The following is an 18494-nucleotide window of genomic DNA, read 5'->3' on the forward strand; positions in this document are numbered from 1 at the left end:
TTTGGGATATTTTGGAATAATCGGATAATTCAGACCAAACCTAAGTATCCTATAAGAACCTTTATATTTACCATCACAAAACTAGTATATCCCTTTGAGATATTTTGTTCAATTCTCATACTTTGGTAAGGCGTATCATGGCTGGCAAAATCAGCCGAATGCCATTACCGTACAACAGGTTTTGGAAGAAGCTTTTTCCAAAATCTTACGATGCCCCATAGAACTTGTAGGCGCCGGGCGTACCGATACGGGTGTCCATGCCCAACAAATGTTCGCCCATTTTGATACGGAGCCTATCGCCGGCACTTTCCAATTGACGCATCGGTTAAATGCATACTTACCGGCGGATATCGCCGTACAGAAAATCTTTGAGGTGCCATCGAATGCCCACGCTCGTTTTGATGCCCTATCCCGAACGTATGAATATTGGGTCGTTCAGGAAAAGAACCCTTTTTATTCGGATTCAGCCTATTATATAAGACATCCTTTGGCTATTGAGCCTATGAACGAAGCCGCCAACTTATTGTTGGGACATGAGGACTTTGAATGTTTTTCCAAGTCCAATACGGATGTAAAAACCTATTTGTGTAACATAAAGGAAGCCTTCTGGCAGGATACAAACGACAAACTGATTTTTACCATCACGGCCAATCGCTTTTTGCGAAATATGGTACGGGCCATAGTAGGGACGCTGTTGGAAGTAGGTATGGAACGATGGACCGTCGACGATGTTAATACTATCCTAAAAAGTGGAGATCGACAAAAAGCGGGCCCTTCCGTCCCTGCAAAAGGATTATATTTGACCACTATTGGCTATCCAAATACGATTGTAAGTACCCATGAACCAAGATTCGGGAAAAGCGTTTGATATTCGCCTTTTTAAACGGTTAATGGCCCATACCCGGCCCTACAGGCTTACCTTTTACGGGGTGGCCCTGGCTGCTATCCTTTTATCCGCTTTTGCCGTAGCAACTCCTATTTTGCTTCAGGAAATAATAAATGAAGCAATCAAAAAGGGTGATGGCAACTATCTATGGTTTCTCACTTGGCTTATGCTCGGAGCGCTATTGGGACAGGTAGTAAGTCAACTGTGTTTTAGCTACTATGCCAACTGGTTGGGGGAATCCGTCATAAAAGATGTGCGTATTAACCTTTTCCAACACATGTTGGGTTTCCGCATGAAGTATTTTGATAACTCCTCAATCGGGGTCTTGGTCACCAGAGCTGTGGCGGACATGCAACGTATTGGGGAAATTTTTAGTCAAGGTTTTTTTATGATCGTGGCGGATTTGCTGAAAATGTTGGTGGCCGCATTAGTGATGTTGGTTATTAACTGGAAACTTGCCTTGATCGTTTTTGTATTGCTTCCAATAATCCTATACGCGACACGGCTTTTTCAAAAGGCGATGAAAGTAGCTTTTACAGAGGTCCGGGCCGAAGTAGCCAATCTCAATTCATTTGTACAGGAACGCATTACGGGTATGAAGATCGTTCAGCTATTTACCCGAGAAAGGATAGAAAGTGAAAAATTTCGGGAAATTAATGAGAAACATCAAAATGCTTGGCTAAAAACGGTATGGTATAATTCTATTTTTTTTCCAATTGCCGAGATTGTTTCTTCCATTGCCGTGGGTCTTATCGTTTGGTATGGTGGATTATTGAATGTGGCCAATATAGGCGTAAATGAATTTGGTACCATCTTCGCTTTTATCCTGCTTATTGATATGCTCTTTAGACCGTTACGCCAAATAGCGGATAAATTCAACACCCTGCAGATGGGAATGGTAGCCGCCAATCGGGTATTTGGTATATTGGATACTAACAGTCACATTCAGGATGTTGGTACTATTGTTAAAGAAAATGTTCGAGGCGACATCCGGTTTTCAGCGGTACGTTTTGGTTATTTGGATGATGAGGAGGTACTCCATGGTATTTCCTTTGATGTTAACGCAGGGGAAACCATAGCTATTGTAGGGGCTACAGGAGCCGGAAAATCTACCATCATTAATTTATTGAATCGATTTTATGAAATCAACTCCGGGGCTATTTTCGTAGATGGAACGAATATCAAGGAGTTTCAATTGGCTTCTTTACGGTCTCATATTGCCGTGGTGCTGCAAGACGTATTCCTTTTTGCGGATACCATCGCCAATAACATTTCTTTAAAGGATGCGTCAATATCCGTGGAAGCTATTGAAGAGGCGGCTAAAAAAATAGGGGTACATGAATTTATCAATAGTTTGCCGGGAGGATATGGATATAATGTAAAGGAAAGGGGCACTATGCTTTCTAGTGGTCAGCGGCAATTGATAGCATTTCTAAGGGCCTATGTAAGTAACCCAAGCATACTCATCTTGGACGAGGCCACCTCTTCCGTAGATACCTATTCCGAGCAATTAATACAGCAGGCCACCGAAAAAATAACCGAGGGTCGTACTTCTATTATTATTGCCCACCGTTTGGCAACCGTAAAAAAGGCCGATAAGATTTTGGTCATGGATGCCGGAAGAATAGTGGAAACCGGAACCCATAAAGAGCTACTTGAAAGGGGCGGATACTATAGTAAACTTTATGAAGCCCAGTTCCTGGCAGAGGAAGTGGCCTAATTAAATAATATCATCCTTTAGTATTGAGGCCAATTGTGTTATATCGCCAAAATTAACAAATTCCCCATTTTTTATATAGGAGATGACCCCTGTCTCTTCGCTGACTACCAAGGCCAAAGCATCAGTCTTTTCCGTAATTCCCACAGCGGCGCGATGTCTCAACCCAAAACGTAACGGAATATTCCGTTCATTGGACACTGGAAGGATAACCCTGGTCGCGACAATATGATTATTTTCAATAACCGTCGCCCCATCGTGCAATGGGCTGTTTTTGTAAAAAATACTCTCCAAAATAGGTTGGTTTACCTCAATGTACATGGGGTCACCGGAAGACTTTACAAATTCCAGGGAGTTGTTTCGACCAATAACAATAATGGCCCCGGTTTTGGTAGTGGCCATTTTTTCGCAAGCACCTAAAATAGAATCCACATCGATACTTGATGATAACCCGTCCCCCCTTAAAAACTTAAAGTGCCTGATAAAATTACGTTTATTGGCAAAATTCGTAGACCCTATCATCAAGAGGAATTTTCGGATTTCCTGTTGAAAAACTATGATCAAGGCAATGAGTCCTACCTGCATAAAAGCTCCTACCATGCTGCTGATCATTTCCATTCCCAAAAGCTCCGTGAGTTTCCAGAAGGCCCAAACGATAACAATGCCTATAAAAATATTTATGGCTACGGAGCCACGGACCAATTTGTAGATGTAGTAGAGGAGAACTGCGACCAAAACAATGTCCAAGACATCGGTTATCTTAAAGTCGATAAAATTCAGAAAATCCAATTAATGGCAGTTTTTGTAAAATTAGGAAAAATAGATGAACAAAGAAGTCGGAGTTTTTTACACCAAGGCCGTTGAAAGTTTTATACATTCCATAGCTTCCTTTACATCGTGTACCCTTAAAACAGACGCCCCTTTTTGCAGGGCATACATATTTAGGGCGGTGGTACCATTCAGTGCATCTTTCGCATCCAATTCCAACATCTTGTATATCATTGACTTTCTGCTTAGCCCGGTCAAAATGGGAAGTCCAGGACTAAGTAGAAGGTCCAATCCTTTCAATAATTCATAATTCTGTTTCAAAGTTTTGGAAAAACCAAAGCCCGGGTCGATAACAATGTCATGTACTCCTAGCGAACGGGCTTTGGCTATCCGTTCCGAAAAGTACTTTAGGATGTCATGGATTAAATCGTTATAATCTGTTTGTTGTTGCATGGTTTTGGGTTCCCCTCTCATATGCATCAAAATGATAGGCACCTTCAATTGGGCCACCTTGGGCAGCATGGCTTTATCCAGATTTCCTGCGGATATATCATTGATCAATGCAGCACCGGCCTCTATGCATTTTTCTGCCACCTTGCTCCTAAAAGTGTCGATCGACAGTACAATTTCGGGAAATTCATTGATGAGCAAATTGACAATCGGCAGGATTCGATCCAGTTCTTCCTTCTCGGAAATCAACTCGGCACCGGGTCGGGAACTTTGAGCACCAACGTCAATAAAAGTGGCACCTTCGTTTAACATTTTTTCTACTTGGGAAACTATTGTTTTTTCATCCTTATATTTTCCCCCATCAAAAAAAGAATCCGGGGTAATATTAAGGACGCCCATTACTCTGGGTACATTCAAATCAATAAGTGTTCCTTTGCAATTAATTGTCATACAGATTGGGTTGATGTTCGAGATTCACTATTATCGAATAAGTTTAGATCGCGAACTTTGACGATTCCAAATTTTTAAGCGAAATTTACGCAAATTACCAAAGAAATAAATGCAGCACACTTCCGAGCAATACGATGCCGTAATAAAAATTTGTCGGGATTTGTTCCAAAAAAAGATGAAGGATTATGGCAGTGCCTGGCGAATCCTTAGACTTCCTTCCCTTACCGATCAGATTTTTATAAAGGCACAACGCATTCGAGGTCTTCAGGAGAACGAGGTACGAAAAGTGGATGAGGATGAACAATCCGAATTTATTGGAATTATTAACTACGCCATAATGGCCCTCATTCAGTTGGAAAAGGGAATTGCAAATGAACCGGATTTATCTGGGTCTGAAGCTTTGGTGCTTTATGATAGGCACGTGGCCGAAACCAAAACACTCATGGAAAATAAAAATCATGACTATGGTGAAGCCTGGCGGGATATGCGCGTAAGCTCATTGACCGACCTTATCCTACAAAAGTTATTGCGGGTAAAGCAAATTGAGGATAATAAGGGGAAGACATTGGTAAGCGAAGGTATAGCTGCCAATTATCAGGATATGATAAATTACGCCATATTCGCACTCATTCATTTGAACGCAAGTACCAAATCTGAAATTACGGAATGAAATATCTTGTCGGTTTTAGCCGCATATTTGTTGGGGTTTTATTTATTATCAGTGGATTTATCAAGTTGAACGACCCGGTTGGGTTTTCCTTTAAGCTGGAAGAATATTTTAGCCAAGGGGTATTAAATCTTCCTTTTTTGGAACCCTATGCGCTCGCCATTTCCATTTTTGTTGTCATATTCGAGGTATTGTTGGGTGTGATGCTACTAGTAGGTTTTCGTGTTAAATTTACGGTTTGGAGCCTTTTACTCATGATAGTTTTCTTTACTTTTCTTACGTTTTATTCGGCGTATTTTAATAAGGTAACGGATTGCGGATGTTTTGGTGACGCGATTAAGTTAACCCCATGGGAATCCTTTACAAAGGATATTGTGTTATTGGTTTTGATAGTACTATTGTTCATCGGGAAGAAGTACATAGGCTCAATTTTTGGCTCTAATACAAAACGGATACTCACGCTTGTTGCCCTGGTACTCTGCATTCTCTATGCGAATCATGTGCTTAACCATCTGCCGGTAATCGATTTTAGACCCTATAAAATTTGGGCGAATATTGAACAGGGCATGCTTGTTCCTGACGATGCGCCTAAAGCAGTCTTTGAATATGCATGGCGATTTAAAGTGAATGAGGAAGAACAAATAATCGTGACCAATGGAGAATATCCTTCCGTAGATGGTGAATTTTTGGATGTGGAAACAACCGAAATCCAAGAAGGATATGAACCGCCGATTCATGACTTTACCATAGAACAAGAGGGCGAGGATTTTGCCTCTGCGTTGTTACAAGAGCAGAAATTGGTCATGGTAATTGCCTACGATCTTCGAAAAACGGAAAGAAGTACTTACTCTGAAATCAAGAAAGCAACCGATGAGGCGCTGAATAAAGGCTACAAAGTGATTGGAATGTCCGCTTCCAATAAAGAACAGACTGAAAGATTGGTAAAGGACTTTGGATTGAATTTCAACTTTTACTTTACGGATGAGACTACTCTTAAAACTATAGTTCGTTCCAATCCAGGAGTACTGGTTTTACAACAAGGAACCATTTTGCAGAAAGTACATTACAATGATTTGGATGAACTGAGATTTAAATAGTTTAGTGTTTGGGGTTTGTAGTTTAGTGTTGCGATATATAATGGCGAGAATAGATAAATTTGAAGATTTGGAAGTGTGGAAATTAGCTAGGGAAATTTGCCAATTTATGGAAAAATTGTTCAGAACTACTCAGTTGGGTTCAAACTACAGTTTAAGAAATCAAATGGAAAGAAGTTCCGGATCAATTATGGACAACATTGCAGAGGGATTTGGCAGAGGTGGGAATCAGGAATTTCAGAATTTTTTGAGTTATTCCAAAGGGTCTTGCGCAGAGTTAAAGTCACAACTTTATCGATCTTTTGATAAAAAATTGATTTCTGAAGAACAATTTAAAAAAGGAGTGGAAATGGCCGAATTTGAAATCAATAAAATTGGAGCGTTCATGTTCTATCTTCGCAAAGCAAAGATTAAAGGACAAAAATTTAAAGAGGCTTAAACGCCAAACTACAAACCCTAAACAATAAACATAACAAATGAGAAGTAAAATAGTTGCAGGGAACTGGAAAATGAACAATAATTTAGAGGAAACGGAAAAACTACTTGCCGAACTCTCGGCTAAATTACCGGATACGGAAGCTGAAGTAATGGTTGCCCCTACTTTTGTGAATTTATCCCGTTCCGCCCATGTTTTGGAATCTTCAACAATTCAGGTCATGGCGCAGAATATGCACTTTGAGGAAAACGGGGCCTACACTGGGGAGATTTCAGCTGATATGCTTCTTAACATAGGAGTGGATACGGTTATCCTGGGGCATTCTGAAAGAAGGGCCTATTTTGGAGAAACGGACGAGCTTCTTGCAAAGAAGGTGATTAAGGCATTGGAGAAAGGAATGCGAGTGATGTTCTGCTTCGGGGAGGAATTGGATGAGCGCAAGGCCGGAAATCATTTTAAGGTTGTGGAAGGGCAGCTAAAGAATGCGCTTTTCTCTTTGGAAAACGGTGCATGGGACAGTATTGTCCTGGCCTATGAACCTGTTTGGGCCATAGGTACCGGAGAGACCGCTTCCCCAGAGCAGGCACAGGAAATGCATGCCTTTATTCGCAAAACGATAGCACAGGCTTATGATACTGCCATTGCCAATAAGGTGTCCATATTGTATGGCGGAAGTGTAAAACCCGGTAATGCCCAGGAAATTTTCTCCAAGCCGGATGTGGATGGTGGACTCATTGGAGGAGCTTCCTTAGTGGCCGATGATTTTGTGGCCATAATCAAAGCGATTTAAATTTAAATCGTTTTAGGGAATTTATTTTTAATCCGTTTGCTTTACAGGTGAGAGGCCTGGATTATGTTTTCAGAAAACCTTCTTTGCTAAAAACTGAAACATTGCCCAATACTGTTTATATAGAATACACCTTTAAAATTCATCCCTTGCAACCTGCATCTGAAATTTTGATTGCGGAACTGGGTCAATTGGGTTTTGAAAGTTTTGTAGAAACGCAGGAAGGTGTCTTGGCTTATCTTCAAAAACAAGATTGGAAGGAAGCTATCTTGGATTCGATTTTTATTCTAAAAAATCCGGATTTTAAAATTTCTTATCGCTCCAAGGAAATAGAACAGGAGAACTGGAACGTTACTTGGGAAAGGAATTTTAATCCAATTCAAGTCGATGATCTATGTACAGTCCGTGCGCCATTTCATGAAAAATCCAACTCAAAATATGATATCGTTATTGAACCAAAAATGAGTTTCGGAACGGGCCATCATGAGACTACCCATATGATGCTGCAACATATACTGGCTCATAATTTTGAAGGAAAATCCGTATTGGATATGGGAACCGGAACTGGGGTCTTGGCAATATTGGCTGAGATGAAAGGGGCTATTGATATTGATGCTATTGATATTGATCATTGGTGCTATCTCAACGCTTTGGAAAATGTGGAGCGGAACGGGTGTCATCACATTCAGGTTTTGGAGGGAGACTCCTCCACAATTCCACATCATAAGGAATACGACATTGTTTTGGCCAATATCAATAGGAATATTTTGTTGAAGGATATATCGGTCTACGCAAATTGCCTGAAACGAAACGGGTTACTTTTCTTAAGTGGGTTTTATTATGATGATATTATTGTGATTTCCGCAAAATGTATCGAGGTAGGTTTGAAATTTGAAAAAAATATTGAAAAAAATAATTGGGTTGCCGTAAAATATGTATTTTGGAATATCTTTAAGTTTATGGTTAAAAACCTTGTAATGAGCACTAAAGAAAAAATATCCGAAGAGCTCCTTTTAGAAGAGGAAACAATAAAGCCAAATGAGATAATCCTCTTTAACGATGATGTAAACACTTTTGAACATGTCATCGAAACCTTGATCGACGTCTGCGATCACTCTCCCGTACAAGCGGAACAATGTTCATTAATTGTCCATTATAATGGAAAATGTACGGTTAAAACAGGTGATTATAAAGATTTGGAACCTAGATGCAGTAGATTATTGCAAGCGGGATTGAGTGCCGAAATCGTTTAAGGTAGGAGCATTTTATTCAATGGGGTAGCTTATCCTTTAAGACGCCGTATACAAAGGTGCCCAGAACTGCAGCTGCAATAACGATCAACATACTAAATACTCCGGTCCCTAAAAGGATATACATAGGTCCCGGACAAGCACCACCCAATGCCCAACCCAAACCGAAAATACTACCACCAATAATATAACGGACAAATCCCCTATCCTTAGGTTGAAGATGTATGGCATCGCCATCAATACTTTTAAGATTTGTTTTTTTCATCAACCAAAGAAACAACATCCCAAGAAATACAGCTGAGCCAATAATTCCGTACATATGGAAGGACTGAAATTTGAACATTTCAAAAATTCGATACCACGATACGGCTTCGGACTTTACAAGGATAATCCCAAAAAAAATGCCCACAAGAAAGAATTTTAAAAGCTTCATGTTCCAAAAATTAAGGGTAACAGTATATGAGTCATAATAAGTCCACCCGCAAAGAAACCTACCACAGCAATAAGTGAAGGCAGTTGAAGGTTACTTAATCCCGTGATGGCATGGCCGGAGGTACATCCACCAGCGTAGCGTGTGCCAAAACCTACCAAAAATCCTGCAACGATCAATATGGTGAGGCCTTTGATGTTAAAGACACTCCCCCAATCATAAATTTCAGCAGGAAGCAAGGATTCTCCGGCATCATAAAAACCCAATTCACGCAAATCTGAAACGGTTTCAGGATTAAGGGGAATCGTGGAACCATCGGACAGGAAGGTTACTGCTATAAAACCGCCCACAATAGCACCCAAAACAACGATGAGGTTCCACCGGTGGGCCTTCCAATCAAATTTAAAAAAGTCCGAATACTTTCCGGCACCACCTATACTACATAAGGTTCTTAGATTGGAGGACATCCCAAAGGTCTTCCCAAAATAGACCAAGATTAAGAGTACCAGGGCAATCAATGGGCCTGAAACATACCAAGGCCAAGGTTGTAATAAAAAATCCATAGCAATTCGTTTTTGTCAAAAATAATGGGTTGCTCTCCCGTATCGTGTAATATAAGTTACATAGTATAATTATTGTGAAGTTCCAATATCGGAAATAGTAGGTACACTTTTAAATACCTACACACAATCTTTGGCAAAAGCTTTGGAGACCCTACTATTCCTCTTTTTAGCCCCTCAAACAATCCAAAAAAAACCTACATGCCATAAGGGTGAATTTCTTTAGTTGGCCGCTTGTGGATTTCTGATTTTTGGAACCGTATTTCGCAACCCTAAATTATATTTTCAAAACCCCATATTACGAACCACAAAATCACTTGCTTTTACTTATTTTTAGCACTGATTCCACCAGTACACTTACAAATGGTGGTATTTATGACTATGACCATGATAAAAATTCGCTCCCTTTGCTTCGTCCTCATCATTGTACTTTTTTTTTCTTGCGGCAACGAAACTGAATCAAAAGACAGCCCCGAGGAGACTATTCTGGGTTATGTAGACCCCTTTATAGGTACAGGAGGGCACGGGCATACCTATCCAGGTGCCACAGCCCCTTTTGGAAGGGTACAACCTAGTCCTGACAATGGTATTACGGGATGGGATTGGTGTTCAGGATATCATGTTTCGGACTCCATCATCTCAGGCTTTGGACAATTACACCTCAGTGGAACAGGAATAGGCGATTTAACGGATGTACTCTTAATGCCCACCACGGAAACGGTAGATGTTTCACTTTTTGGGAGCGGTAGGGATACCTTGCCGTACACTTCCAAATTTTCGCATGCCAATGAAAAAGCCTCCCCGGGGTACTATCAGGTTTTTTTGGAAGACCCTAAAATAGATGTAGAGTTAACAGCAAATGATTATGTGGCCTATCATAGGTACACTTATAAAAACAAGGAAGAAGCTTCCTCTTTTATTCTCGATTTGGGATATGAAGTGAACTGGGACAAAGCAACGGGCAGTACTGTACAGATCGAAAACGATACCTTAATTTCCGGTTATCGGTTTAGTACAGGTTGGGCAAGGAACCAGAAGGTGTTTTTTGTTATTGGGACATCAAGGCCTATTACGGATTACAGTTTGGCGGCAGATGGAGTAGCAATGCAGGATACCAACACAGTTACAGGTACAAAAACCGGGGGACATTTCTTTTTTGATGGGCATAAGGGCTCGGTAGAATTGAAAGTGGCCGTTTCTTCAGTCAGTATAGAAAATGCAAAGATGAACCTAAAATTATATGGTTCTCAAAGTTTTGATGGGGTACGACTTGAAACCGAAAATAGTTGGAACGGTTTACTTGATAAGATTCGTGTTGAAACCCCGGTAGATTCATTAAAAACTATTTTTTATACTTCGCTCTATCATACGCAAGTCGCTCCAACGTTGTTTGGTGATGCCAACGGCGAATTCCGTTTACAAAATGACAGCATTGTCAAGACCGAAGGGTTCAATATGTATTCCACACTTTCCCTATGGGATGTCTTTAGAGCGGAAACTCCACTTTTGGGTATACTGGATCCGGAGCTTATCAGCGATATGGTACAATCTATGTTGACCTATTATGATCAAAGTGGGGTCTTACCGGTTTGGGTACTTTCCGGAAATGAAACTGGGACCATGCCTGGATACCATTCTGTTTCCATTATTGCTGAAGCTTACTTAAAAGGTATTCGGGATTATGATACGGAAAAGGCTTTTGAAGCCATGAAAAAAACCATGATGGGCGATGAAAGGGGATTGGGCCCCTATAAGGAATTCGGGTATATCCCTTACGATATAATGGATCAATCCGTTTCTATGAGTCTGGAGCTAGCTTATAACGATTGGTGCGTGGGCCAAGTTGCAAAGGAAATGGGTAGGGAACGGGATTATACATATTTCAATGAGCGTTCCAAGGCTTATCAAAATTTCCACGACCCCTATTCGGGATTTCTAAGAGGCAAATCCTCGGACGGTGCTACCTTTCATGAACCATTTGACCCCAAAGTGGCCAACCATATTGAGGATACGGATTATACCGAAGGCAATGCCTGGCAACATAGTTGGTATGTATTGCACGATGTTGAGGGCCTTATAGAATTGCATGGCGGAAACGAACCCTTTTCCAGAATGGTAGAGCAACTTTTTACCGAGAGCTCGGAATTAAAGGGAGACAATGTTTCGGCCGATATCTCAGGATTGATTGGACAATATGCACATGGGAACGAGCCTAGTCATCATATCGCCTATATGTTCAATAAAGCAGGCCAGCCTTGGCGTACACAATATTGGGCAAGGGAGATTTTAAATTCACAATATACCACCCGGCCGGATGGCTTGAGCGGAAATGAAGATTGCGGACAAATGTCTGCCTGGTACGTGATGAGTGCCCTAGGTATATATCCTATGAATCCTGCTTCCCTGGAATATGAGATAGGAAGTCCACTATTTAAAAAATCGACCATCAAATTACCGAATAATAGAACATTCGTAATTTCAGCTCCCGATACATCCCATGAAAATAGATACGTACAATCAGTAAAATTGAACGGAGAACCTTTGAACAGGACTTACGTACGGCATGGTGAAATTGTTTCCGGAGGTACTTTGGATTTTGTTATGGGTTCCCAACCCAATAAGGTCTGGGCAGTCGTAGAACAGGAATAGATAATAAAATGATGGACACAAGAAATGAATAAAACAAACAAAATTATTTTTTCCTTAAACCTTAAACCAAACTTTAAACCACAAACCAAACTATAAAACCAATCAACTCATATATATGGAACTATCAAGTATTGACCTCGGAATAATTATCGGCTATGTAGTGATTACGGTTCTTTTTGGGCTTTGGGTTTCAAAAAGGGCCTCCAAGGATATCGATTCTTATTTTTTGGGAGGCAATGAAATACCCTGGTACTATTTGGGGCTTTCCAATGCTTCTGGTATGTTCGATATTTCGGGTACCATGTGGGCGGTAACCATTATGTTCGTTTATGGTCTTAAAAGTGCCTGGCTACCTTGGCTCTGGCCCATTTGGAACCAAGTCTTCATTATGGTTTTCCTAGCCGCTTGGCTAAGGCGTTCCAACGTAATGACCGGAGCCCAATGGATTACCTATCGTTTTGGCAAGACCTTTGGGGCCAAATTATCACATATTATCGTTACTGTTTTTGCCATTATTAGCACCTTAGGCTTTATTTCCTATTTCTTTGAGGGCATCGGGAAGTTTGCTACCATATTTTTTCCTTGGGACCTCGCTTTTGAATTAGGTCCTCTGGCAGTTAATTCAGAACAGGCCTATGCCTTGGTTATCATAGGACTTACCACAATTTATACGCTAAAAGGAGGAATGTACAGCGTTGTAGGTACCGAAGTTCTGCAATTTATAATTATGACCATTTCATGTTTTGTCATAGGGTATATTGCCTTTAATTCAATTACGGCCGATCAAGTAACCGCTGCCGTACCGGAGGGTTGGCATAATGTCTTCTTTGGATGGGAATTGGATTTAGACTGGACAGGGTATATAGATAGTGTAAATACGAAGATTGAGGAAGATGGCTTTTCCCTGTTTGGATTTTTGTTTATGATGATGATTTTTAAGGGAATTTTCGCCAGTTTGGCAGGTCCCGTGCCAAGTTACGACATGCAGCGCGTACTCTCCACCCGTAATGAAGTGGAAGCTTCTAAAATGAGCGGCTTGACCATCGTGGTGCTCTCCATACCCCGATATTTGATGATTGCCGGATTTGCCGTTTTGGGAATTGTATATCTCGGTCCTGAATTGCAGGCCATGGGAGAGGGAGTTGATTTTGAGACTTTACTTCCGGTAGCTATTCAACGCTTTGTGCCTATAGGTTTCAAAGGTCTTTTGTTAGCTGGTCTTTTAGCTGCCTTTATGGGAACATTTGCTGCCTTTATCAATGCTGCTCCAGCCTATATCGTAAATGATATTTATAAGAAATACATCAACCCGAATGCTTCGGCAAAGACCTATGTTCGGTACAGCTATTTATCTTCCATTATCATTGTGGTGGTCGGACTTATAGGCGGATTCTTTGCTTCTTCTATCAATACCCTTACTTTATGGCTTACCTCGGCTCTGTACGGTGGGTATGCCGCGGCCAATGCGTTAAAATGGATTTGGTGGCGGTTTAATTCCTATGGATATTTTTGGGGAATGTTGGCAGGTCTTGTTGCGGCTACCATAGTTCCACAAATGTATCCGGATACGTCCGCAATCTACTTGTTTCCACTAATATTGCTTATTTCCTTTATAGGTTGCTTCCTAGGGGTAATTTTTGCAAAACAGGATGATATGGAGGTGTTGAAACATTTTTATAGAACAACAAAACCATGGGGTTTCTGGAAGCCTATTATTATGGAAATACAAAAAGAAGACCCCCATTTTGAACCGAACAGGAATTTTTTGAGGGATGCATTTAATTGTTTGATAGGTATCGTTTGGCAGATGACCTTTGTCCTGTTCCCGATTTACCTTATAATAAAGGAATATTATAGTATGGCTTTTGTAGTTCTTATAATGATAATCACGTCCGTGATCCTGAAAAGGACGTGGTATGATAAGTTAAAATCAAGTGAGTTAGTAGATAAAAATTGAATTGATGAACAGAGTACCTTGGCAAGAAAAGCCAAAAGATTCGAAGGATATTCTTTGGCGTTTTAGTGCCAACCCCATTATAGACCGTTACGCCATTCCCACATCAAACAGTGTTTTCAATAGCGCGGTCGTACCTTTTGAAAATGGATTTGCCGGAGTTTTCCGTTGTGATAACAAAGCAGTCCAAATGAACATCCATGCTGGTTTCAGTGAAGACGGTGTCCATTGGAATATAAATCACGAGCCCATAGCAATGCAGACGGGGAACACCCAGATGATCGACTCGGATTATAAGTATGATCCACGGGTTGCCTTCATCGAAGATCGGTATTGGATTACTTGGTGTAATGGTTATCATGGTCCAACCATTGGTATCGCTTATACGTTTGATTTTAAGGAATTCTATCAATGCGAAAATGCATTTTTACCCTTTAATAGAAACGGAGTATTATTCCCGAAAAAAATAAATGGCAAATATGCGATGTTGAGTAGGCCAAGTGACAATGGTCATACCCCTTTCGGTGATATTTATTTAAGTTACAGCCCGGATATGAAATATTGGGGCGAACATCGCTGTGTGATGAAAGCCGCTCCCTTTAATGATAGTGCATGGCAATGTGCCAAGATAGGTGCTGGTCCGGTACCTATTTGGACAAACGAAGGTTGGTTGGTGTTTTATCATGGGGTGATAAAGACCTGTAATGGTTTTCGCTATTCCGTGGGATCCGCGGTATTGGATGAGAACCAACCGGATAAAGTGAAGTATCGGACACAACCCTACTTAATGGCCCCTGCGGAGATTTATGAACAGGTAGGAGATGTGCCCAATGTCATCTTTCCGTGTGCCACTTTACATTCCTTGGAAGAGGACAAGTTGGCATTGTATTATGGGGCGGCCGATACGGTAACTGCTTTGGCATTTGGCCATATTTCGGAAATAATTGCTTTTACCAAACAAAACAGTTTATAGGTAAATGGGGAATGAGTCTTTGAAAAGAGTCAAAACGGTAAGCCTAATGCTTTTTCTTTTGTATATAGGCTGCATACAGTTGGCCGGTCAAGAAACACCGAGAAAATATGTTGCCCTAAAGACCTCGGAAGCCCTTAGTATTGATGGGAAAGCGAATGAACCTTCGTGGTCCAATGCAGAATGGAGCTCAGATTTTATTGATATTGAAGGGATAAAAATGCCCGAATATAAAACCCAAATGAAAATGCTTTGGGACGATACCTATCTCTACTTTTTCGCGCAAATGGAAGAACCACATGTTTGGGGAACTTTAAAGCAACGGGATACAGTGATATATTACAATAACGACTTTGAGATTTTCATAGACCCAGATGGGGATACCCACAATTATATGGAGTTTGAAATGAATGCCCTGAACACCGTTTGGGACCTATTTTTGACCAAACCCTATAGAAACCAAGGAAAAGTTTTGGACAGTTGGGATATCCAGGGCCTAAAATCGGCAGTTTACGTGGACGGAACCCTGAACAAATCCAATGATATCGATACAGGGTGGAGTGTTGAAATTGCCATTCCTTGGTCCGTGCTTACCGAGGCCGGCAATAGCAAAAATCCTCCCGAAAATGAATTTTGGCGGATTAACTTTTCAAGGGTCAATTGGGATTATGAATTGACGGATGGACGCTATTCCAGAAAAAAGGACGAAAATGGAAAATACGTTCCCGAATACAATTGGGTATGGTCTCCACAAGGTGTCATCAACATGCATGAACCGGAGCATTGGGGTTATGTCTATTTTTCCACCGATAAGACTGGAAGAAGAGATGATTTTTCAATACCCGAAGACGAGTATATTAAATGGCATCTTTACGAATTGTACAGAGATTTTAGGGGTAAAAGGAAACAAAATACAAAGTGGGAATCCGAAGACAATGAGATTTTCGGGTGCTCAAAAGAATTATTCGGGAAGTCTTTCACGCCCATATTAGAGCATAGCAAGACAGGGTTTACTATTTGGACAAAGAGTCCTTTTACCAACAAAACGCTGATAGTTAGGAACGACGGAAAATTTGAAACTCATGAAGAAAAATAGTCTTATTATAGGTGCTTTTAGCTTTTTCATTATAGTAGGGGCGATATCTTGTATGAATCCAAAGATTGAGAAGGAAGATAGACAAAAAGATCTGGAAATGTCTTTGTTAGAACATGTGAATCCTCTAATGGGTACAGATTCAGAATTTAGCCTTTCCAATGGAAATACCTATCCGGCCATTGCCATGCCTTGGGGCATGAATTTTTGGACACCAATGACCGCTAAAATGGGAGATGGATGGACTTATAATTATGATGATTATAAGATTCGCGGGATTAAACAGACCCATCAACCGAGTCCATGGGTCAACGATTATGCTGCTTTTTCCCTTATGCCCGTTACCGGTGAATTAAAGTTCCAGGAAGATGAGCGGGCCTCCTGGTTCTCACACAAATCGGAGACCGTACGCCCGGATTACTATAGCGTTTATTTGGCGGATTATGATGTTATCACGGAAGTGACCCCAACAGAGCGTGCGGCCCAATTTAAGTTTACCTTTCCGGAAACCGATTCCGCTTATGTGGTACTCGATGCGTTCAATGAAGGTTCCATGGTTAAGATTCTCCCAGATGAAAGAAAGATAATCGGCTACTGTAGGAACAACAGTGGGGGAGTACCGGAGAATTTCCATAATTATTTTGTGGCGCAATTCGATACGGATTTTGAGTTGACCCATACCTGGGGGGATAACTGGAAGTTAAAAGAGAATACGACCCAAAGCGAAGGGAATCATGTGGGGGCTATCATTGGATTCAAGACCAAAAGAGGCCAAAAGGTTCATGTAAAGGTAGCTTCCTCCTTTATAAGTCCGGAGCAGGCCCAATTGAACTTGGACCGGGAAATAAGCAGCGACACATTTGATCAAACCCGACAAAAGGCTAGTTCGGCTTGGGAAAAGGAACTAAATCGCATTCAGGTAACTTCGGATAATTTGGATGATATACGGACTTTTTATTCCTGCTTGTACCGGGTACTCCTATTTCCTAGGAAGTTCTATGAATTGGACAAGGATAACAAGGTGGTCCATTACAGTCCGTATAACGGCAAAGTAGAATCCGGTTACATGTTTACGGATAATGGTTTTTGGGATACGTTTCGTGCGGTATTTCCCTTTTTCAACATGATGTATCCTACCCTAAACTCCCAGATTATGGAAGGCCTGGCCAATACCTATAAAGAGTCGGGTTGGCTACCGGAGTGGGCCAGTCCCGGACACCGTGATGTGATGATCGGTTCCAATTCGGCACCGATTATCGTGGATGCCTTTTTACAAGGGAATGTACCCGAAAAGGATAAATCCATATTGCTTGAAGCATTACTTAAAAATGCCACAGTGGAAGAAGGTCGGCCGGAAACTTCCGTGGGACGGGAAGGTGTGGATTATTACAACGATTTGGGCTATGTTCCCTATGATGTGGATATCCATGAAAACGCGGCCCGTACCTTGGAGTATGCCTATGCGGATTTTACCATAGCCCGCATGGCGAAAACCATGGGCAAGGATAGCTTGGCAGAAATGTACTTCTCCAAGTCCATGAACTACAAAAATCTCTATGATTCGTCCACAAAACTAATGCGGGGCAAGAATAAGGACGGGAATTTTCAGTCTCCTTTTAACCCCTTAAAATGGGGTGATGCTTTTACAGAAGGGAATAGCCTGCACTATACCTGGTCTGTTTTTCATGATGTACAGGGCCTTATCAATCTAATGGGCGGAGCTAATGAATTTACGAAGATGCTGGACCATGTTTTTGAAATGCCACCGATATTTGATGATTCATACTATGGTTTTACCATTCATGAGATACGTGAAATGCAGATTATGAACATGGGGAATTATGCACATGGCAACCAGCCCATTCAACATATGATATACCTGTATAACTACGCAGGTCAGCCTTGGAAGACTCAAGAAAAGATTCGAGAGGTATTGACCAAGTTATACACCCCAACTCCGGACGGATATTGTGGAGACGAAGATAACGGGCAAACTTCGGCCTGGTATGTATTTAGTGCCTTGGGCTTTTATCCTGTAGCACCGGCAACTGATCAATTTGTAATCGGTGGTCCTCTGTTTGATGAGGCAAAACTACACTTGGATAACGGGAACACCTTTTTGATCAAAGCCAATGAAAATGGAAAAGGTAGTCCCTATATTCAGATCGCAAACCTCAATGGTACAAATTTTGATCAAACTTGGCTAGGAGTAGAGACAATTCAAAAAGGAGGGGAATTGATCTTTGAAATGGGTTCGGAACCGAATACAAATTGGGGGATATCGGTAGAATCCGTACCGTATTCATTAAGCAATGAGTAAAGACCATAAAATA

General features: G+C 41.1%; 16 protein-coding genes and 1 pseudogene. 13 read left to right on the top strand and 4 right to left on the bottom strand.

Annotation, left to right across the window (positions count from 1 at the left end; all coding sequences use genetic code 11):
* Positions 1–94 precede the first annotated feature (94 nt).
* Together truA and D7Z94_RS16690 are read left to right on the top strand one after the other, a co-directional pair.
* Positions 95–868: a tRNA pseudouridine(38-40) synthase TruA gene (gene truA / locus D7Z94_RS16685; protein WP_120712706.1), complete on the top strand. Its 774-nt coding sequence runs from the start codon at positions 95–97 to the stop codon at positions 866–868.
* The gene (locus D7Z94_RS16690) at positions 840–2606 is read left to right on the top strand and encodes an ABC transporter ATP-binding protein (RefSeq protein WP_120712707.1); all 1767 of its coding nucleotides are present in this window, start codon (positions 840–842) and stop codon (positions 2604–2606) included. The genes truA and D7Z94_RS16690 overlap by 29 nt, the downstream gene beginning before the upstream one ends.
* On the opposite strand, the gene D7Z94_RS16695 is transcribed toward D7Z94_RS16690, so the two are convergent.
* Together D7Z94_RS16695 and folP are read right to left on the bottom strand one after the other, a co-directional pair.
* A complete protein-coding gene (locus D7Z94_RS16695) occupies positions 2607–3392 on the bottom strand; it encodes a diadenylate cyclase (RefSeq protein WP_120712708.1) in 786 nt (261 codons plus the stop codon). It abuts the gene before it with no gap.
* A gap of 57 nt (positions 3393–3449) precedes the next feature.
* Complete coding sequence (folP, locus tag D7Z94_RS16700) at positions 3450–4271, bottom strand: dihydropteroate synthase (protein ID WP_120712709.1); 822 nt, start codon at positions 4269–4271, stop codon at positions 3450–3452.
* A 109-nt stretch (positions 4272–4380) separates the two neighbouring features.
* On the opposite strand from folP, the gene D7Z94_RS16705 reads away from it, so the two are divergent.
* The 6 genes and pseudogenes from D7Z94_RS16705 to D7Z94_RS25965 all read left to right on the top strand — a co-directional run bounded on the left by D7Z94_RS16705 (position 4381) and on the right by D7Z94_RS25965 (position 8508).
* Positions 4381–4941, top strand: coding sequence for a DUF1599 domain-containing protein (locus D7Z94_RS16705; RefSeq protein ID WP_120712710.1), 561 nt, complete (start codon positions 4381–4383; stop codon positions 4939–4941).
* Positions 4938–6035 (top strand): BT_3928 family protein, encoded by a 1098-nt coding sequence (locus tag D7Z94_RS16710; protein ID WP_120712711.1) that lies wholly within the window; start codon positions 4938–4940, stop codon positions 6033–6035. The genes D7Z94_RS16705 and D7Z94_RS16710 overlap by 4 nt, the downstream gene beginning before the upstream one ends.
* Positions 6036–6075: 40 nt before the next feature.
* On the top strand, positions 6076–6471 hold the full coding sequence (locus D7Z94_RS16715) for a four helix bundle protein (RefSeq protein WP_120712712.1): 396 nt from the start codon (positions 6076–6078) through the stop codon (positions 6469–6471).
* A 37-nt stretch (positions 6472–6508) separates the two neighbouring features.
* Positions 6509–7258 (top strand): triose-phosphate isomerase, encoded by a 750-nt coding sequence (gene tpiA, locus D7Z94_RS16720; protein WP_120712713.1) that lies wholly within the window; start codon positions 6509–6511, stop codon positions 7256–7258.
* 101 nt (positions 7259–7359) lie between these two features.
* Positions 7360–8193: pseudogene (prmA, locus tag D7Z94_RS16725) on the top strand (50S ribosomal protein L11 methyltransferase); the annotation flags it as partial.
* A gap of 39 nt (positions 8194–8232) precedes the next feature.
* Positions 8233–8508, top strand: a complete 276-nt coding sequence (locus tag D7Z94_RS25965; RefSeq protein ID WP_245967253.1) for an ATP-dependent Clp protease adaptor ClpS — start codon at positions 8233–8235, stop codon at positions 8506–8508.
* Positions 8509–8524: 16 nt separating this feature from the next.
* Here D7Z94_RS25965 and D7Z94_RS16730 read toward each other — a convergent pair whose 3' ends face one another.
* Together D7Z94_RS16730 and D7Z94_RS16735 are read right to left on the bottom strand one after the other, a co-directional pair.
* A complete protein-coding gene (locus D7Z94_RS16730; protein ID WP_120712715.1) occupies positions 8525–8938 on the bottom strand; it encodes a DUF6691 family protein in 414 nt (137 codons plus the stop codon).
* The gene (locus D7Z94_RS16735; protein ID WP_120712716.1) at positions 8935–9498 is read right to left on the bottom strand and encodes a YeeE/YedE family protein; all 564 of its coding nucleotides are present in this window, start codon (positions 9496–9498) and stop codon (positions 8935–8937) included. Before D7Z94_RS16735 ends, D7Z94_RS16730 begins: the two co-directional genes overlap by 4 nt.
* Positions 9499–9882: 384 nt before the next feature.
* On the opposite strand from D7Z94_RS16735, the gene D7Z94_RS16740 reads away from it, so the two are divergent.
* The 5 genes from D7Z94_RS16740 to D7Z94_RS16760 all read left to right on the top strand — a co-directional run bounded on the left by D7Z94_RS16740 (position 9883) and on the right by D7Z94_RS16760 (position 18481).
* Entirely contained in the window at positions 9883–12144 is a 2262-nt protein-coding gene (locus tag D7Z94_RS16740; protein ID WP_120713183.1) for a GH92 family glycosyl hydrolase, read from the top strand.
* A 115-nt stretch (positions 12145–12259) separates the two neighbouring features.
* Complete coding sequence (locus tag D7Z94_RS16745; protein ID WP_120712717.1) at positions 12260–14101, top strand: sodium:solute symporter family protein; 1842 nt, start codon at positions 12260–12262, stop codon at positions 14099–14101.
* A gap of 4 nt (positions 14102–14105) precedes the next feature.
* The gene (locus D7Z94_RS16750; RefSeq protein ID WP_120712718.1) at positions 14106–15071 is read left to right on the top strand and encodes a glycoside hydrolase family 130 protein; all 966 of its coding nucleotides are present in this window, start codon (positions 14106–14108) and stop codon (positions 15069–15071) included.
* Positions 15072–15117: 46 nt separating this feature from the next.
* On the top strand, positions 15118–16164 hold the full coding sequence (locus tag D7Z94_RS16755) for a carbohydrate-binding family 9-like protein (protein WP_245967232.1): 1047 nt from the start codon (positions 15118–15120) through the stop codon (positions 16162–16164).
* A gap of 52 nt (positions 16165–16216) precedes the next feature.
* Complete coding sequence (locus tag D7Z94_RS16760) at positions 16217–18481, top strand: GH92 family glycosyl hydrolase (protein ID WP_245967254.1); 2265 nt, start codon at positions 16217–16219, stop codon at positions 18479–18481.
* Positions 18482–18494: the final 13 nt, after the last annotated feature.

It is taken from the genome of Ulvibacterium marinum (genome assembly GCF_003626755.1).
Taxonomy (GTDB): Bacteria; Bacteroidota; Bacteroidia; order Flavobacteriales; family Flavobacteriaceae; genus Ulvibacterium; species Ulvibacterium marinum.